The 18,734-nt window shown below is 55.7% G+C and carries 12 protein-coding genes; 8 read left to right on the top strand and 4 right to left on the bottom strand.

The features are described 5' to 3' along the window. Positions 1-11 precede the first annotated feature (11 nt). The 8 genes from RB_RS19735 (at position 12) to RB_RS19700 (ending at position 10,471) form a co-directional block, all read left to right on the top strand. Entirely contained in the window at positions 12-1,058 is a 1,047-nt protein-coding gene (locus tag RB_RS19735; RefSeq protein WP_231845813.1) for a serine kinase, read from the top strand. Next, positions 1,055-1,726, top strand: a complete 672-nt coding sequence (locus tag RB_RS19730) for a glycosyltransferase family 2 protein (RefSeq protein WP_011122393.1) — start codon at positions 1,055-1,057, stop codon at positions 1,724-1,726. Before RB_RS19735 ends, RB_RS19730 begins: the two co-directional genes overlap by 4 nt. Continuing rightward, on the top strand, positions 1,723-3,324 hold the full coding sequence (locus RB_RS19725; RefSeq protein WP_164922249.1) for a nucleotidyltransferase domain-containing protein: 1,602 nt from the start codon (positions 1,723-1,725) through the stop codon (positions 3,322-3,324). The genes RB_RS19730 and RB_RS19725 overlap by 4 nt, the downstream gene beginning before the upstream one ends. Further along, positions 3,308-4,483 carry a hypothetical protein gene (locus tag RB_RS19720; protein ID WP_231845812.1) on the top strand — a complete coding sequence of 392 codons (1,176 nt, stop codon included), beginning with the start codon at positions 3,308-3,310 and terminating at the stop codon, positions 4,481-4,483. Before RB_RS19725 ends, RB_RS19720 begins: the two co-directional genes overlap by 17 nt. Before the next feature lie 93 nt (positions 4,484-4,576). Further along, positions 4,577-5,773 (top strand): glycosyltransferase family 4 protein, encoded by a 1,197-nt coding sequence (locus tag RB_RS19715; protein WP_011122390.1) that lies wholly within the window; start codon positions 4,577-4,579, stop codon positions 5,771-5,773. Between the two features lie 22 nt (positions 5,774-5,795). After that, the gene (locus tag RB_RS19710; RefSeq protein WP_007324116.1) at positions 5,796-6,581 is read left to right on the top strand and encodes a glycosyltransferase family 32 protein; all 786 of its coding nucleotides are present in this window, start codon (positions 5,796-5,798) and stop codon (positions 6,579-6,581) included. A 195-nt stretch (positions 6,582-6,776) separates the two neighbouring features. Then, complete coding sequence (locus RB_RS19705) at positions 6,777-8,420, top strand: cyclic peptide export ABC transporter (protein WP_011122388.1); 1,644 nt, start codon at positions 6,777-6,779, stop codon at positions 8,418-8,420. Continuing rightward, the gene (locus RB_RS19700) at positions 8,417-10,471 is read left to right on the top strand and encodes an ABC transporter permease (protein WP_011122387.1); all 2,055 of its coding nucleotides are present in this window, start codon (positions 8,417-8,419) and stop codon (positions 10,469-10,471) included. Before RB_RS19705 ends, RB_RS19700 begins: the two co-directional genes overlap by 4 nt. Before the next feature lie 144 nt (positions 10,472-10,615). Here the strand turns inward: RB_RS19700 and RB_RS19695 are convergent, their stop codons facing one another. The 4 genes from RB_RS19695 to RB_RS19680 all read right to left on the bottom strand — a co-directional run bounded on the left by RB_RS19695 (position 10,616) and on the right by RB_RS19680 (position 18,732). Next, positions 10,616-12,091 carry an SDR family oxidoreductase gene (locus tag RB_RS19695; protein WP_231845811.1) on the bottom strand — a complete coding sequence of 492 codons (1,476 nt, stop codon included), beginning with the start codon at positions 12,089-12,091 and terminating at the stop codon, positions 10,616-10,618. Positions 12,092-12,267: 176 nt separating this feature from the next. After that, entirely contained in the window at positions 12,268-14,109 is a 1,842-nt protein-coding gene (locus RB_RS19690) for an SHD1 domain-containing protein (RefSeq protein ID WP_011122385.1), read from the bottom strand. Positions 14,110-14,230: 121 nt separating this feature from the next. After that, positions 14,231-17,038 carry a WD40 domain-containing protein gene (locus RB_RS19685; protein ID WP_011122384.1) on the bottom strand — a complete coding sequence of 936 codons (2,808 nt, stop codon included), beginning with the start codon at positions 17,036-17,038 and terminating at the stop codon, positions 14,231-14,233. After that, positions 17,035-18,732, bottom strand: a complete 1,698-nt coding sequence (locus tag RB_RS19680) for a PPC domain-containing protein (protein WP_231845810.1) — start codon at positions 18,730-18,732, stop codon at positions 17,035-17,037. The genes RB_RS19685 and RB_RS19680 overlap by 4 nt, the downstream gene beginning before the upstream one ends. Between the last annotated feature and the right edge of the window lie 2 nt (positions 18,733-18,734).

Genomic DNA, 18,734 nt, shown 5'->3' with positions numbered 1-18,734 from the left:
CGAGAGATGACATGACGACAACCACAACCCGCGATGATTCTCAGGCTGCTTTGATGCAGCAGTTTGATCGTGTTGCTGAAACTGATGGCTTGGTCGAAAAGCGATTGTCGATTGGTGGACGCCAGGTTTGTTTGAAGTTCGCTGGTCAGCCGTTGCTGCGTCGATTGATGCCGGCTTTGGGACACCACCCTGAAGGCAGTGGCCCGGCCGAACTGACCATTCACTTTTGGGACAGCGCCACTCCGCCGGTGGAGTACTCGTTGGCGGAGTGGACCGGTTTGCAGTCGGTCATTCGCCCGGGCGACGATACATGCTGGACCTTGATTGAACCGGGCATTGGTTTATTCAGTCGGCTGACGCAGGATGGGAATGCGTTTGTCTGCTGTCGAGATGGTAACGAGTTGCCGGTTTGGGAATCTGCGGTCCCGTTGCGATCTTTATTGAATGCATGGTTTGCGCCTCGTGGCAGCGTGGTTCATGGTGCCGCAGTGGGAAACGATCAAACGGCGGTTCTACTGGCGGGAGTGGGCGGGTCGGGAAAATCCAGTACCGCGCTGACCTGTCTTGCCGAGCCGGATCTTTATCATTTAGGCGATGACCTCGTCATGCTCACCAATGATCCGCAGCCCGTGGTCAACAGCCTTTACAACTCTGCAAAATTGCTGCCGGATAACCTTCTCCGTTTCAACGATCTGTCGCTGTCGGTCAATCCGACCCTGCCGCGCAATCCAGAGAAGGAGACCTACTTTTTGTTTCCGAAATTCGCGGAAAAGTTGGCCATGCAGCGACCGCTAAAGGCGATCCTGTTGCCGCGAGTCAGTGGCGAAACTCAGACCAGTCTTGTTTCGGCGACTCAAGCGGAAGCGTGGCACGCGATTGTGCCCGTCACGCTGACGTTGTTGGGTGGAACTCGCCCCGAGAACATTCAGTCGATTGTGGAGATCATCAAACGTGTTCCGGTCTATCGTTTGAATTTGGGATCGGATCGCAGCGGAATTGCTCCCGTCATTCGTCGGGTATTGGACGGACTTGAGACGGAAGCAGAGGTCTCGCGATGACAGAAACCATCAGTGTTGTGATCCCGGCGTACAACGCCGAGCCGTTTCTCGCGGAGGCGATTGAAAGTTGCCTGGCCCAAACGCGGCAACCCAATCAGATCATCGTGATCGATGATGGGTCGACGGACCGCACAGCAGAAGTCGCACGCTCGTTCGCGGACTCGGTGACGCTGGTGCCATTGGAAAGAAGCGGTGCGGGTGTTGCTCGCAATGCGGGGCTTGCCGCTGCGACGGGTGACTACATCGCGATGCTGGATGCGGATGATCGAATGGTCCCGAATCGACTTCGATTGCAAATGGAGCTGTTCGAAGCTCGCCCGGAAGTTGGCATCGTTTTTGGGCATCAACTGATTTTCCAGGATGGCGAAGACCCGGTGGAACATCATGAAAAGGGCACGGGACGCGTGCTGACCCCATGCGTGACCGGAACGGTGACGTGCCGCCGAAGCGTCTTCGATGATGTCGGTCCGTTTTCGATCGATCCCGACACGATCGAGGTGCTCGACTGGTTTGCCCGTGCCGACGACCAAGGCATTCTCAAGGCCAGCGTCGAAGAGGTCGTCCTCTATCGACGCCGCCATGCAAACAATTGGTCCACTCAGAACCAGAACCGTTTGAAATACGTTCACATGCTGAAAACGGTGTTGGACCGGAGACGCGCTCTGTGACGTTCTTGGCGCGTTGGATGGACGGTGACCAGCCTTGGCCGCGCGGCTGTTGGCCAAACGAGGCACAACGGTTGTTGCTGCAAGCTTGTTTGCTTGAGGACGATGCCGCCGCCACACGTGCTTGGCAGAAATGGGAAGCGTTGATCCCTTGGGACTTCATCGATTTCGGCTCGCATCGATTGTTGTTGTTGCTGCATGATCGTTTGCGTCGCCTCGGTCTGACATCCAAGGATCAAGGCCGGTTGGCGGGAGTCGCACGGTACTACTGGGTTCAAACCGAGTTGCGACAGCGGCAAGCGATTGCGATTCTTCAGCTTTTTGAGAACGCCCAAATTCCAACGCTGTTGCTCAAAGGAGCCGCACTGAACGCGACGGTGTACCGGACTGGGTTTCGGGCGATGAACGACCTCGACGTGGCGGTTCGCCGCGAAGATGCTCCGCGGGCGGTTCAACTGCTGAACGAAGCGGACGCCGCACCTCCGAAGATTGTCTTGGATGAATCGTTTCGTTTCGGGCATGGCACCAACTTCAGTTTGGCCGACGGCACCGAGATTGATCTTCATTGGGACTTCTTTCACAGTCGGTCGCTGTCGCCTGATCAGCAGCAAACGCTTTGGGACGCCAGTTTGCCAGTGAAGATTGGGCCTGCCAGCAGTCGAGTTTTGTGTCCCGCGGATCAACTGTTGCACACCTGTGAGCATGGTGTTCGATACAACGAAACCCCGCCGTTTCGTTGGCTGGCGGATGCCTTTCAAATCATTCGAGCAGCAGGAACCGAGATGGATTGGTTGCGACTCGCCGCGCAGGCGAGGGAATGCAACGCCGTGTTGCAGGTTCGTCGAAGTCTGCAATGGCTGAACGAGAACCTGGATCTGCCGATTCCAGACGAGGCCTTGGCAGACCTGGATGAGAGCAAGATGTCACTGGCCGATCGCTTGGAGTACCGAGTTGCGGGCCAACGCGGACTCGCAGGGCAACATACTTTTTGGCAGACGTTCCCCGAGCACGCTTTTGCATGGTATCGGGAAGGACGCCCTGGTTCACTTGCTAAGTACCACTGTTTGCAACACAACATCAGCCAGAACTACGGTGGTCGATGGTGGGAATTCACCAAACTTGGAATGCTGCAAACCGCGTCTCGGGTGAAAGCGGCCGTTCCATCCATTGGAAAGATTCGACGCTTTGTCGTTAGCACTCTCCCGGATGACGAAATCATCGGTTGCCATGAAGTCGAACGGTCGGGACATCGAACATTCCGTTGGACGAGTGGTGAATCATCGCTGGTCGTGACGCTTCCACCTGGTCAATACGATGTTGATGTTCACGTGTTTCCGTGGCGTGATTGGGGTTCCGATTTGGCATCGGAATTGAGAGTTGATTTCAACCGAAACGGTTGCTTGGTCACGCCGGTGGGGAATCGCAATCGTGTTTTGCGGTTTTCAATTCAGCGTGATATGTTTGGCTCCGCGCCGCAGCAGCGTCTCACATTTCGATGTGGCAGTTTTCGAGATGTGCCGGAAGACGAAAAGCGGCATCTTGGGCTTCCGTTGAAAGCGGTTTGCTTCCGGCCACGAAAAAGTGGTGGCACTGAGTCGTGAAAAACGCAGCAGTGCCAACGTTCACCCGCCGCATCTCCACTTGTTGAATCCGACCGACTATTTCACTGAAAGAGAATTGATGTCCAACCAACGTTCTGTTGGAGTCGTGCCGGGATCAACGGATTCAACCGGGATTCAAACTGACCGCTACGAAATCCCATCCAATCCAGAGGGGCGAATTCGACTGGCGCCGCAGACAACGTTCACGATGCATCGCAGTGGATGGACCGGCGCGATGGATGCGTTGATTCCGGAGCACAATGAGAACGGCGTGATCTTTGATGGTTTTTTGGATCGCCTTTTCGATCCTCATTGGCCGCATGAAACAGGACCGACTTTGCCGGTGACTCAGCCATGGACGGGCGTCTTTCACAACCCGCCTGGTGTAAAAGGTTGGCACAGTTCCTCGGGGGCTCCTCAACGTCTGATTGCGACCGCCGCGTTTCGCGAAAGCATGCCGGCATGCCGAGGGCTTTTCACTCTATCGGATTACTTGTCCGATTTTCTTACGAAGGAAACCGGGCTGCTCACCTCGACGCTGAGACATCCAACGGAAATTCCCGATCGGTTGTTTTGCATGGATGCATTTGCAAGCGAAGCGGAAAAGAAAGTTGTGATGGTCGGTTGGTGGCTTCGGAAATTGGCGGCGATCTATTTTCTTCCCCTGGATCACGACAGCGGGTTTCGAAAGTATCGACTGATCAGTAATCCATGCACCGAGTTGGAACACGCGAGTTTGTTGAAGCAAGAGTTTGTGCGACAGTCGATGGCTCTTCGACAACCACTCTTGCCGGCCTATCGTGACAACACGTTCGCATTGTCTCGGCACAACAACGCTGACTACGACGAGTTGCTTTCCAAGAGCATCGTGTTTCTCGACCTTTACGATGCGTCCGCTAACAATGCCGTGGTCGAGTGCATTGCACGTGCGACCCCGTTGCTGATCAATCGCATTGCGCCCGTCGAAGAATACTTGGGCGTGGACTACCCGTTCTACTTTGAGTCATTGGACGAGGCCGCTCGTAAGGCTCAGGACTTGGACCTGGTCGCGGCAACTCACGAGTATCTGATGCAATGTCCGATGCGGAAGAAGCTTTCAACGTCGACTTTCCTGGACGATTTTCGCAGCAGCGATGTTTACCAAAATCTGAAGATCTGATCCGTCTCTCTTCGCGATTCATCGCCAGGTTGTTCGAGAAAGCGTCTCGTCAAGTTTTCAATTGCTCCCAAACATTTTTCAATCATTTACCTCGTGACTGCACAAGTGAACCAGCATCCCCAACGAAGAGTCTTGATCGACGGAACCAAATTGGCCGATTCGGTGTCCGATGGGATCCGCCGGTATGTTTCGGGACTTCTTGGTGCGATGAGAGCGGTTGCGGATCAGCATCCTGAGTGGGCCGTGGATGTTCATGTCGGTGCACGCATCATCCCGCTCGCTGAGATTGACTCGTGGCTGACGCTGCCTGAACCGCAACCGGCTGGGGCAGGGCAGTTTTTTCGAGGGACGTTGGACCTGATTCGTTTGCAGCATCATGTGCGGACGTCGCGGTACGATGTCGTGCATCTAACCATGCCAAATACCTTTCACACGTTTCGGCGTTTCCGAGGCGGTCGCTTGGTCACGGTTCATGACCTTTCCCATTTGGCATGCCCTCAGTGGCAGGCCGCTGTGAACAGCGAAAGCTTGGAACGCGGGCTGCTCGATGCTACGGAACGAAACGCTTGGTACAGCACGGACACGGATTTCATCCGCCAGGAAATGATCACCCGTTGTGGTCTGTCGAACATCGCTGTCACCGGTGCCGGTTGCGATCGATCGATTTTCCATTCGCGGTATTCGCAAGAAGCGAAAGACGCTGTCAGGCGGAAGTATTCGATGCCCGACGCTCCGTTTTTGCTTTCAGTTGGAACGTTGGAACCGCGAAAAAATTTGTTAGGGACGGTGCGAGCCTACCGCCGATTGTTGGAAACGAACCCGCAGACTCCGATCGAGCTGGTCATCGTCGGGAAATACGGTTGGGGCGATCTCGATGACGTGTACGACGCCGCGAAAGATTGCGACCGGATCCACTGGCTCGGAAGCGTTCCGGATGAGGATTTGCCACTGATATATTCTCAAGCGGAAGCACTGTCGTATGTCTCGCATTACGAAGGATTTGGTTTGCCCCCGCTTGAATCGATGAATTGTGGTGTGCCCGTGATTTACGGTTCCGGGACCGCGGTGGCTGAAGTTGTTGCGGGCGCCGGTTGGGCGGCTGATCCCAACGACATTGAACAGATCTGCGATTGTTTCGTTGAGTTGGTCACACGACCTGATCTTCGCGAAGAACGGTCTCGAAAAGCGATTGCTCGGTCGGAATTGTTTGATTGGCAACGCGTTGCCGAAGCGATGTGGGAGCAATACGAACTCGTCGCGGAAAGCTCTGCCTCTCGGTTGGCAGGCTGAGGCGAGTCATGATCGCAAGCTGATGAGCATTCCGAAGATCCTGCATCAAACGTGGAAAGACGAACACGTTCCGGATGACTTTTCTGAATGTGTCCAGTCGTGGAGGACCCATCATCCGGATTGGCAAGTTCGATTGTGGACCGATCGAGACAACCGCCAATTGATCGCGGAAGAGTACGCTTGGTTCTTGGAGACGTACGACGGCTATCCGACGGCCATTCAACGCGCCGATGCAATTCGGTACTTCATTCTTCACCGGTTTGGAGGCATGTACGTGGATCTGGACTTCATTTGTCTGAAGTCCCTCGATCCATTGTTGGATGGGCGAGCATGCGTTGTGGGGATGGAGCCGCCGCAGCATTGTCGGCATCATCGAGTTCCCAATCTGTTGTGCAATGCGCTGATGGCGGCGGCACCCGGGCATCCTTTCTTCGAGCGAGTGATCCGGCGGCTGCCCGAGTTCGTTCATCACGTCGAGAACAACGAGCCGATTCTCAGCAGCACGGGCCCGATCATGATGACCCGTGTCTTGGCCGATTTGGAGACACCCGAATCTGTCACGGTGCTTCCTTCTCGGTTCTTGTATCCGTTGACGATGCACCAGGCGGCTCAGTACCGGCTCGCGGGGCATGTGGGCGTCGATCTTTCTGACGCGTTCGCGATTCACCTGTTCTATGGAACCTGGTGGAAGACCGAACGCTGGGATCGGAATTGGCGAGGCTACTACAAGTTGAAGTCTTGGATTCAGCGACGTGGCAGCGGGCATTGGGATCGCGTTGCCGCATGGTTGGGCGATCCACGCTCGTAGTGTTGGGCCGCAGTGGGCCGAAGAATGGTGCTCGATGGAGTGAGATTCATCGGCTTTTACGGGGTGATCGCCGGTCGGATCTCAATTGCGACCGGGGTTGGTTCCCTGCTATATCGAGCCGCAGCGTCTTCACCCACGCGGCCGGAAAACTCGTGTTTTCCGCATCCTGCCTGAGTCACCCAACATGCTACGTCGATGAAACTGCTTCTGATCCTGCTTCGATCATCCTGGATTTCTGGTCTGGTTTCCGGACTTTTGGGAGCGTTCAGCGGTGTGGCAAATCTCGGCTTGATCATGCTGATCCACCACGCTTTGACGGGGGATCCGTCCGAGGCGGGTTCGTTGCCGTATTTGTTTGCCGGTGCGTGCGTGTTGGTCCTGGTCACGCAAGTGACGGCCAAGTGCTTGCTTGTGCAATTGTCTCAGGCAACCGCGGCACGACTGCGATACGAGCTGTGCACCAAGATCATTTCGGCTCCCTTGCCGACCTTGGAATCCGTTGGCTCGCATCGGTTGTTGGCTGCATTGATCAACGACGTCAACGCAATCACATCGGCCTTGTCCGCATTTCCTGGGGCATGTGCCAACGCGATGGTGTTGGTTTGTGGATTGGTGTATTTGGCGACACTGTCCGTTCCATTGGCGGGCGGGACGATTGTGATGGCGGGCATCGGTGTGTTCACGTTCATGACGGGGCTGAGGTTTGCCAACCGGCATCTTCGACAGGCCCGAGAAGACCAAGACGAAGTGGTCAAGCAATTGCGTGCCATGATCGATGGCATCAAAGAGCTCAAAGGCAACAACATGCGTTGTCTGGACTTTGTCTATGACGTGTTGTTGCCAGCCGACACCAAGATGCGTCACAGCCTGATCATCGGTTCAAACATACAGGGGTTTGCGCACAGTTGGGGACGGTTGTTCCTGTTCATCGGCATCGGGCTGTTGCTGTTTGCTTGGCCGCAAATCGCGACGGTGTCGACGGCGACGTTGACCGGATACGTTCTGACGATTTTGTATCTGACTTATCCCTTGGATGGGATCTTGGGTTGGTTGCCGGCGATGAATGGTGCCTCGATTGCGGTGGCCAAGATTGAGAAGCTGGGTTTGATGATCGATCAGCCTGAACAGCAGACCTCCCACGTTGCGCCGACCAAGTTTGATTCGCTTGAGATGCGAAACGTGACTTATCGGTACGATTCCACGGACGATGAGTGCTTTGCACTGGGCCCCGTCGATTTAACGCTCTCGCCCGGTGAGATTTTGTTCATCGCGGGTGGCAACGGCAGTGGGAAAACAACGCTCGCGAAATTGTTGACGGGACTTTACGTTCCCGACACCGGTCAGTTGTGCTGGAACGGTCGAGATGTGACCAGCAAGGTTCGAGCAGATTACCGTCAACTGTTTTCGACGGTCTTTGTGGAAGGCCATCTGTTCGATCGTTTGTTGGGAGTTGATGTCACGCCCGGCAAGTTGGAGCATTGGATCTCTCTGCTGGGGATGGAAGAAAAGGTCGATGTGCAAACCGGTCGACTGTTGACCCAGGAACTCTCTCGGGGCCAGCACAAACGTTTGGCGTTGTTGGTTGCGGCGCTCGACGATCGCCCGATCTTTGTTTTCGATGAATGGGCCGCCGAACAAGACCCAGGATTCAAGGACATCTTCTACCAACAGATCCTGCCAGAGCTTCGACGGATCGGGAAAACCGTCGTCGCGATCACGCATGATGACCGCTATTTCTCCGTTGCCACGCGAGTGTTGATGGTCGTCGATGGTCGGTTGACTGATGCGACCCAGAAAGCGGCTGATTCGTTGCACGTCATTCACAGGGACGCAGCGTGATCCAACTGTATGGCCTTCGCAAAGATTATCGGGTCGGTGACCACGATCTGCCGGTGCTCAAGGGCATCACGCTGAACATCGAAGCGGGGGAATATGTTGCGTTGATGGGATCGTCGGGGTCTGGGAAGACAACCCTGATGAACTTGTTGGGGAGTTTGGATCATCCGACCGATGGTGACTACCACTTGGCCGGGATTGATGTTTCAAGTTTGACTCCGTTGGAGTTGGCCGCGTTTCGAAGCCAGCACATCGGGTTTGTCTTTCAGAACTTCAACCTGCTGCCACGGGCGACGGCACTCGACAACGTGATGCTGCCGACGATCTATGCCTCCGACGGAAGGTCCAGGCGGGAGTGCATCGAAGACGCGACGAAGTTGCTGGAGTCCGTCGGTTTGGGAGGTCGGTTGGACCACATGCCCAATCAATTGTCCGGTGGCGAACGACAGCGAATCGCGATCGCTCGAGCGTTGATGAACCGCCCCAAATTGTTGCTGGCCGACGAGCCAACCGGGAACCTGGACACGGTCACCGAACAAGAAATTCTGGCGTTGTTTCGTCAGCTCAATCAAGAACACGGCATCACGTTGGTGGTCGTCACGCACGATGCGGAGGTCGCTCATGAAGCGGACCGTGTCGTGCGCATGAAAGACGGTTTGGTCGCTGAGGATGTACGTCAACGTGCTTCGACCGTTGATCGGTCTCGCCTTGCGAATTCCAGAGCTGAGCCGCTGCGTGAGCCGGCGTCCGCCTGGTCGCTGCCCGCGACTTGGAATGCGATTGTTGTGGCTGTTTTGGCACTCCGTCGCAACGCGTTGCGGACCGTGCTGACGATGCTGGGGGTGATCATCGGTGTTGCCTCGGTGATTTCGACGATGGAGCTCAGTGCGGGGGCATCCACCGCGATTGAAGAAACCGTCGCGAGCATGGGCGCCAGCATGCTGACGATCAGTCCGGGGAAAGCGTCCAGTACCAGTGGACGTCAACGACCGATCCAGATCATTCCTGATGACGTCGTTGCGGTCGCCGAGCAATGTTCGGCCGTCAAGGTTGCCGCTCCGCTTGTGTATTCGCAGGTCCAGTTGGTCCGCCAGAATCGCCGCTGGAGCCCCAATCTTGCTCTCGGTACAACGTCGCAATACTTGGCGGCAAGGAACTGGGATCAGTTGGAACTGGGCACACCGTTCACGCAGGAACAAGTTCTCGATGCGGCGAAGGTTTGCATCTTGGGCAAAACCGTTGCTCACGAATTGTTTGACTCGGAGTACCCGATCGGCGAAGAAATTCGCGTCAACGGGGTTCCGCTTCGCGTGGTCGGCGTCCTTACCGAAAAGGGCGGGGATGTGATCGGGAACGATCAAGACGACATCATCATCGGACCGTGGACGACGTTCAAACTTCGAGTCAACAGCAGCACCGGCGCGACGGCTCAGTTCAGCACGTTCGCGGATCAGATGCCGCCGATGCAATTGGCATCAACCAGACGCTCGACGCAGCGAGAAGAGATTCACCAAATCTATGTGGAGGCCGAGTCGCCGGATCACGTGGAGTTGGCTCGGCAACAAATCACTCAGGTGCTTTCCCGTCGTCACAACGTCGAACCGGCGGGGGCTTATCGCATCAATGACATCACCGAAGTATCCAAAGTGGTTGGACAAGTCGTCGGTGGTGTATCGGCATTGGGTTTGGTGATTGCCGGCGTCTCACTGATGGTCGGCGGCGTGGGAATCATGAACATCATGTTAGTCTCGGTCACCGAGCGGACGCGAGAAATCGGATTGCGGATGGCGGTCGGAGCCAACCGCAGTGCGATCCTTCGTCAATTTCTAATCGAAGCGACGGTGTTGTGCGTGGTGGGCGGATTCATTGGCATCTTCGCCGGCCACATGTGGTCTGTGTTGGTTGGCCGAGTGATCGGTTGGCCGACCGCGATGTCGATCTGGGCTCCGATCGTTGCCGTGACGGTTGCCGCGACGGTGGGAATCGTTTTCGGTTACTACCCCGCTCGAACAGCATCGCGATTGAATCCAATCGATGCGTTGCGGTACGAGTGATCCAGAGTCGTCTTCAGGCGAAGCCTAACAGGCTGTTGATTTAGTCGCATACCGAATGTCAATCATTAGCCGTTGGGCGTTAGCCCCGGTTGGCGTCTAATCAACAGCCGCTAACGCGGTGCGGCTCAATAAATCAACAGCCTGCTAAGCACAGGTGACTTTCGAGAACAGCAGCCGACAGGTGTCGATCGCTTCTCGAGGGATCTTCGTGGCAGTCGAATTGCCATCGACGTAGTGTCCCAGTTCGGTCGGGCAAAGATCTTGGTTGGTCATCAGCTTGGACAACACGCGTGAACTGGCGCGGATGGTCAAAGTTTTGGGGCAGGGCAGTCCGTGGGCAACTTCCAATCTGGTCGCACCCTGACGACTGACCACTCGCCATTGTCCACCACCGGGGCCCAAAATGTTCAGCCCGAGCAATGTTTGAGGCTGCGTCTCCGCCTGCTCCTCCTCTTTGTGTTGCATGGATGCGACGGTTGCATCCCGCAAGTAGTCAACCAAGTGATTGATGGGCTCCACTCGAGGGTCGCGACGCTTGCCCCATCGATCAGCCAAACCAAATGCAAGGTAGCGATGGATCACTGTTTCATCAATTTCGGGACACGAAAGGTCCGAGGTGAACGCAAGCAGGTTCGAATTGTCGAAAGTTGGATCGGTTGAGTTGTAGGATTCGTAAAGCGAAACGCCAGAGAAATAGTTGCGTTCAAATCCGTTCAGCTCTTCATGAGGAACGTCGATGTCACCGCAATATTGAACCCCGGTTGAGTTGAAGTACGAGCAACAGCAATCAATGATCTTTCGCGGCGTCAGGTGGACCCGAGGAGTCAAATGAAAGGTTTGACCATGGGCTTCGGGCGTATCAAGAAGCCGCGATACCACGTCGGCAACCCAATCGATGGGAACAACATTGCGGCGTTCTTCCCCGGTCATCGGAAGCCGAATGGGGGTGTGACGTACGCCGTTTTGGTCCGGTTCCACCATTGGCACCAACAATGCCATCAGTCGCAGGTAAGTGTGCAGACCGTGGTAGCTGGTCGTGTGTCCGGTCTGAGAATCGCCGGAGATCACCGCCGGCCGGTAAACGGTCAGTTGATCCAAGAACGATGCTGCTCGAACGGCTTGTTCCGCTTCAAACTTACTCTGCTCGTAGTCGTTCCGAAAGTTCTGTCCGACATCCAAATCCAATTCACGAACCAAGTCGGTCCGATTGCCGCAAACGTAGGCGGTGGAGAGATAATGGAAGTCTCGGATGTCAGTTTCGCGACAGAACGCCAAAACATTCTGGGTGCCACCCAGGTTGGTTTTCCAAGGGTCGCCGGTTCGGTCGGAGCCTTGGAATTTCAGCACCGCGGCCCCGTGAATCATCCGGTCGCAATTTTGCCGCACCCATTCGGTCGCACCAGCACTGAGACCAAGATTTGGATGGACGATGTCCCCTTCCAAGCAAACCGGGCGAGGCAATTCACGGCCCAGTTCGGTTTCAAACCGTTGCAGAATCGCTTCCACTCGTTCGTGAGCGGTTTTCTTCTTGGTGCTTCTCGCGATCACCGCGATGCGTTTGCCGCTCATCATGGCGTTGCGAAGCAGGTACTGTCCGACAAGACCAGTTGCGCTGGTCATCAAGGTGTATTGATGGTTGCCAATAACCATAGAGAACAGACGACACGAGGTGCCAAGAAGGCCACGGATGGGATGAGTGGGGGCGGGGATGGTCGTCGGTGATTGTAGTGGTCGTCATGAACAAGCTGCAAGGCACTGTCCGGTGAGTCGGACAGGCACTTCAACGAACATGTGCGTCACCGAATTTTGATCTCCATAGAAATTCGCTGAAGCGGCATGGCACCGCGGCCTTGCGAATCGTGTAGTTCGATCGAGTCGTTTGATTTGATAACAAGTGTGTAGCAGATAGGGGGTGATTTCTCGGCAATCGCTGTTTCGAAGGTTTCTCGAGTGACGGTGGCGACCGCACTTTCGAATTTGACCAATTCGCTTTTGTCTTCTGTCATGCACAGCTGCTTGGCTTTGTGGGTCCAGGTTCCTTGTTCGAGGCTGGTCACACTGTACAGTTGTTCGTTCGAGTTTCCGGCAAGCATCATCAGCGTGGAATAGGTCTCGTACGTGCCGTCGGCGTCGAAGCGATAGGTGCTTCGATTGATTCCCGTGTTCCCGCTGGCGTAGGATTCCTTCACTTCAAAACGCCAGTTGCCGACGACCTGTGAAGCTGGCTTTTCGGGTTCGGCAGCTTGGGGTTGTTTCGCAGAATTGTTTGCCATCGTTGCCGGTGGATCGTCTTCTTTGGCAACCACTGGATTGAGCGGTAGATCGAGGGCACGCAGTTCCGAATTCGAGACGACGCACGAGAAGTGACCCATTGGAATGGGAGCACCCAGTCCGCTGTAACGGTCAACCTTGGTTCCGGACTTCCAATCGACCAGTGTGCTGCCATCGATCAGGACATAGTCGTCATCGCAAAAGATGGCACCCTTGCTTGTTCCAACGCCGCCGATCTCTGTGTCTTGAATCCACTCGTTGCTGCGAAGATCCAGAATCAAAACGCGACCAATGGATGACAAATAAAGTTTGTCTTCGCTGGGATTGAAGGAGAGTTTGGGATAGTAGATGCGTCCGAGATCGCTCAGCGGTTGCGACCCGGTGATCTTCCCTTCCAACAGATCGACCATCACCAGTTGCTTTGCCGAGGCGATCGCCAATTGGCTCAGATCAGCATTGGTGTGCCAATAGGGTGGCGATCCCATTTCGATTTGCCAAAGTGCACGTCGTTGTGGCATTTGCCAAGCCACGATGTGCCCAGCTTTGCTGCAGGTGATCAAACGGTTGTCTGGGCCGGCGGTCGCGAATCGGATGCCGCGGTTGGATTGACCCGCGTAGGGTTTCCATGCGTCGTCGCGTTGTACCTTTCCATCGCGAATGTCCCAAGATTGCAAGTCCTCGTTGGTGGTGGTTCCATCCTTGTCTGTCCCGATCATCACGATCGTGCCGCCATCGCCGAGGATGGCGATCGGGTGCATGGCGGTTCCGGAGACCGCAGGCAGCTCGGTCAATTGACCGGTGCGAAAGTTACCAATCATCAGATGCGTTTGGGCCGTAGGTCCGCTGCCGCTGATGTCGCTGACGGCCGCTTTCATCAGCAGGCTGTTCGCAGCATGAGGTTGCCGGCGGCCTTGCGGTTTCGGCAAAGCGACCGCACTGGGTTCAAACTCGGGCGGTTGCGGCTCGGAGACCTTCACGTTCCAAACGGTGTTCGAAAAATCCAAGCGTGGAGCGGCGCCGAGTTCCGCTTCAGGGTCGTTTGAAACCGCGATTGGTTTTGGTCGGCCCGTATCAGATGAACGCGAAGATGGAGAACGCGGGGCCGGAGTTTGTGGAACGGATTCCAGACTCTTCAGATACGTTTGATCGGCTTCACTGAGTCGAACGCTTGCGATCTCAATCTTGCGTCCAGCACTTGTTTGCAGAACGACCTTCTCGCCGACCTTTTCGATCAATTTCGCGGAGACCTGAAAGCGACCGGTGGAATCCTTCCAAACTCGTTCAACGCTCGGGAGTTTGTCCTGGGCGGTTGCAAAGACGAGGCAGAATAGCAATGACGGAATGAGTCCAATTGCGATGCGAAACATACCTTGCTCTCAACTGTTCGAACGCCGGGTTGATTGGATGAATGCGGGAAGCGATGAACGCGGGAAGCATTGTACCGTTGCTGAGAGCAAGTGTTGTCGTCCGTACCGCGGCGACGCACGTTCATTCTTCGCCCAATGAATACTCCAAGCTTTGTTTGCCTGATTTGTCGATCAGTGTGGCCGTGCCGCTCGCACCACCCACGATGAACTGGCTGCCGTCGCGATCGGAATCCAATGCGTACAGGTAATCTCCGGCGACCTTGGTATTGGTTTCTCTCGCTCCGTTGTCGGTGCGATAGACCCGGAAAACACTGTCTCCGCTCGTCACTCCGAGTCGATTTTCGCGGCCGACGAAAACCAGTTTCGTCACTTCGGTTTTGAATCCAGTTATCGTGCGTGTGGCCTGCCCGGTTTCAATGTTCCAAACTTTGACCGTCGCGTCGGCGGAACCCGTCGCGAGCTCACGAAGATTCGCGTTCCAGGCAATCGACGTGACATGGTGGGTGTGGCCTTCGAGTGTTTTGATCAGCTTGCCGGATTCGACGTCCCACAGTTTGATCATCTGGTCGGCGCCTCCGGTGGCCAACGTTTGCCCATCCGGTGAAAATCGAACACAGAAAACGGTGTCGCCATGCGGGTTGGGGATCTTTCGAATCAAGGACCCGTCGGAGACTTTCCAAAGCATCCATTCGCCTGTCCGAGAAGGCTCGCCGCCACCGGTGGCGAGCAATTTGCCCGAGGGATGAACGTCGATGCTCAACACGCGATCCGCGAATGGGCTCGGCCCGGTTGTCGCACCGATGGTTTGGCGAAGACTCCATAAACGGGGCCGAGCGACGAACGCCTGTGTCTGGCCGTTGGTCCCTTGGATCAGAACGCAACGATCTCCGCTCGCGATCAGTTGTCCGTCGGTCGGCAGTTCGGGCAATTCGGCCAACCAGTCGCCGGATTCGGCCCACAGACTCCATGAGTCTTCCGATGCGTCGTCCGTGTTGGCGGCATGGGTGAGAATGCGAGAGCCTGAGAGCATGACCGCGAATGTGGCGTCGGTCGCACGAGATGAATCGTGACGTGATTGGGACGCGGTGGCCGTGGCCTTTCTGGATTCGTGATCTTGTTTGAGTTTCGCGAGAATTTGCTGATGACGCTCACGCTCCGCCTCCAGTTCCTTCAGTCGCGTCTCTCCACTGACCTTGATTTTCTCGGCTTGACCGAGGGCTGTCACTGCAGCATCCAGTTCGCTTTCTTTGGTCGCGAGGGCTTGTTCGGCTTCGGCAAGCTTCTTGGCTGCTGACTCGGCGGCTTGCTTGGCTTCCTCAACACGGGCCTGTTTCTCGTCACGCAGTTTGGTTTTGGTTTCGATGTCTTTGGCGATCGACTCCAAGTTTTTCTGTTCGGCCATCACGTCGTCTTCGGCCTGTTTGGCGTCCTTCTCTTGAGCCGCGACCAGTGTCTCGGTGACCAACGTTTGCCAATTGTCGTTTGCTAATTGAGCTGCTGCGACGGGATCCTTCTTCGCGATTTCGAGATAGCTTTGATCGGCGATGTTGTATCGTCCCAAGGCTCCTGATTCGGTGCTGATCCACAGCGTGGCACCGTTGGACGAAAGCGATGCAGACACGGCGGGCGAGGGCAATTGGCCGGTTGCTTCGAATGATTGATCGGTTGGATTCCAGTTGGCAAGGTTGCCTGCTGCATCCATCGCGATCAACCGTCCCGGAGACTCGGACGCCGAGTGGATCGCAAGGACAGCTTGTTCAAAAACGTTGTGCTCTGTCTTGGTCCAAACCTCTTCGTCTCGCTTCCAAAACAAGACTTGTCCCTTGTCGGTCGCGGTCGCTAAGTGATCCTCTTCGATCCACTGCATCGAAGTGAGCGTGTTGGCAGCATCGAAGGTTTCGACGTCTTTGCGATCGATTCGAACGATGCGAATCGCACTGTCCCACTGAATCGCGGCTTGTTGAGCCGCGTTGTCCAAAGCGATCCGAATCTTGGTCGGATTGTCGGTCTTCAGGCCCTCGGTTTTCAGATGATCGGGCAGGTCAAAGCTTTTCATCCACAGCCAGCGATCTTTGCCGACTTCCGCCACACTCAATTCTCCGCGGCGTGAAAGCACGGCGAAGTGACTGCCGCTAGCGTTCATTGCGATTGCCAGGGTGTCATCCAGGTTGATGGCGGGAATCGTGGCTGATTCGAATGGCGACATCTCCCAAAGTTTGACATTGCGATAACCTGCCGAGATGATTTGACGACCGGTTGAATCGATGTGCAGGTCTTGGACGAAGTCATCGTGAGCTGGTTTGGTGACTTCACCTTCGACGATTGCAAGCGTCTCGATGGGCTGAGCGGACTTGGCACCGAACAGACGAATCTCATTTCCAAAGCTGATCGCGGACAGTCTTCCATCGTCGGTCATGGATGATCCGTAGACGGTCTGCAGCGACGATGGAAGCGGTTGCCACTCTCGCTTGATCGGTGTGCTGGGGGCTTGGTCGACGACGGCACCGGACTGGATCCAACGTTTTAGCAGGGCCAGTTCCATCGGAGTCAAAATGGATGCCGAGACATCATTGTCCTCCGGGGGCATCACAGGATCGTCCGCATGAGAGGCGAGCAGAAACAGTCGGCTCGATTCGGGTTTGCCGGGAAGCACAAGATCATCCAATTCGGATGTTCGAATCTGTTCTCCCGACTCCAAGTTCACACCGCCCTCGTCGTCGCTGCTGTTGTGGCAGGCGACGCAGTTCTTTTTCAATACCGGTGCCACATCGCGGCTGAACAGGACCTCGCGGTCGTCCGGCAATTCGTCGATTGGGAGCGTGTCTGCTATCGCTTGGTTGGTCCTGCCGATGAGCGAATCAAGTCCGACGCTCCACTCAAAACTCAGTGCCAGCACAACGAGCAGCGTCTTCGTGGCTGGACGGATCATGGCGATGCTTCTTTGGCTGGGACAGGTGGAACGGTGAGCCAGAACTCCGTCAGTGGAACGGACGGTCGCAGGTTGTAGGTGGCCTGGATGGTCTCTTTCGTTGGTTGGTCATCCGCGTCCAGAATGGTCCCCAAAATTCGAAAGCGACCGTGACCAATCGCATTGTCAGACGCGGTGACTTTCAGTTTGATTGTTTTGGCGGTGTCGCCCTTGGGTTCTGAAACCACGGGTTCTGCCTGGATACCTTCCGGTAAATCGGTTGCGGCGACTCGGATTTTGGATTGGAAACCGGACTTGCGATTGACTGACACGCTGAGTTCGAGCGGTTTGGCCTGAGTGATCACGAAGTGATCTTCCGCAATCGAAAGTTGACATTCGGGTTTCGATTCGCGAATGGACAATTGATAGAAGTGTCGTGGTCCAAACTCACCCAGCATTTCGGAGATCGCGACGTCGATGGGACCGTCCTCGGCCGCGGTGAAGTCGACTCCCGCGTCATAGCCTCCGGAGGAAACATCGTCGTTGCTGGCCAGTGTTTTGCCGGACTTTGGATCTGTGATTGTGAGCTTGGAATCGAGCAAGAATCCATCGGCTTTGGACCGAACTTCGGCACGGTACTTTTTGCCTTTGTTGGCAGTGAATGAGTAGCGATGCGTTTCATCTGCCTTCGTGAAATGGCCGAACAGCAAAGCGGGCAGTGTCCCCTCGAACTCGTCCCCGGGCAAAACTCGATGGACCGCTTCATAAACTGGCGGGACCCAAGACCAACCCAAGGCACCAGGAATGGTCGCGATGGGAGGCGAGAGGTTTTCGGCGATGTCGGAAACAGTCGCGGTTTGATCTTCGAGGTTGTAGCCAAACGCGATGGCTCTCTTTTCGTTGGCAGCAACATGATCGACAAAGGGACCCGTGGTCACGTCCAACGTGTAAAGGAACGAGGGGGATCCCGCGTAGCCGATCGTGCTGTTGGGCGTTTCGGGAAACGCGAAAATTCGAATCAGCAGATCTTGATCCGAGACGGTTGGGTAGACGATTTGTGGGTCCAATCCACGGACATCGTCGGAATGGTAGAGCACGTTCCCGCGGAGATCGGTCAATTGAAGTACCGCATCCATCGGTGACTTCAACACTTGGTTGGCGGTCGCGGACACGACCAACGTCTGGCCCGCTTTCAGTGACACGCGGTAAGCATCACTGTCTCCGCCCTTGGCCAAACGTCCCGCAACCAAAGTGGGAAGCTCGATGGGGTTGGCCTGCGAACGTTTGTCATTGGGCTCTGTTTCAGAGAACACGTCGGCGGTGGAGAGAACCAGAGGAACCAATCCGGTCATGGACTGGTCATCGTGGAATCGGATCCACGCGACTCCCACCGAGGCATCGTCGGCAACTTTGATCGTTAGCTTTCCGGACTCTTCGCCAGCCGAGACGGAAACCTGGTTGACATCGCAATCGATGTTGGGCGGCCAATTTGGAAAGGTGCCTTCTGCAGTGACCGCTGTCTCGGCACCAACGGCAACCGCCGGCGGGAACACGCGATCCAGCTTGATTTGTGCGTGAGCCAATTGCGAGGTGAAGCAGCACAGAACCAGCATCCAGGCCAGTCGGTGACTGAGTCCGGCAAAGACCACGGAGCAACCCGCATCGCGTGAACGAAGAATGCTTTTGTCGCCGCACTTGCAGTTGATTGAATTCAAGG

The sequence above is a fragment of the Rhodopirellula baltica SH 1 genome (assembly GCF_000196115.1).
In the GTDB taxonomy this organism is placed as follows: Bacteria; Planctomycetota; Planctomycetia; order Pirellulales; family Pirellulaceae; genus Rhodopirellula; species Rhodopirellula baltica.
This window is presented reverse-complemented; position numbering and strand designations above follow the sequence as displayed.

Coding starts and splice junctions, on each gene's coding strand:
- RB_RS19710 (WP_007324116.1), top strand. CDS start 5,796: ATGAGCATTCCGAAGATCCTGCATCAAACGTGGAAAGACGAACACGTT.
- RB_RS19695 (WP_231845811.1), bottom strand. CDS start 12,091: ATGACCAGCGCAACTGGTCTTGTCGGACAGTACCTGCTTCGCAACGCC.
- RB_RS19685 (WP_011122384.1), bottom strand. CDS start 17,038: ATGATCCGTCCAGCCACGAAGACGCTGCTCGTTGTGCTGGCACTGAGT.
- RB_RS19730 (WP_011122393.1), top strand. CDS start 1,055: ATGACAGAAACCATCAGTGTTGTGATCCCGGCGTACAACGCCGAGCCG.
- RB_RS19735 (WP_231845813.1), top strand. CDS start 12: ATGACGACAACCACAACCCGCGATGATTCTCAGGCTGCTTTGATGCAG.
- RB_RS19705 (WP_011122388.1), top strand. CDS start 6,777: ATGAAACTGCTTCTGATCCTGCTTCGATCATCCTGGATTTCTGGTCTG.
- RB_RS19690 (WP_011122385.1), bottom strand. CDS start 14,109: ATGTTTCGCATCGCAATTGGACTCATTCCGTCATTGCTATTCTGCCTC.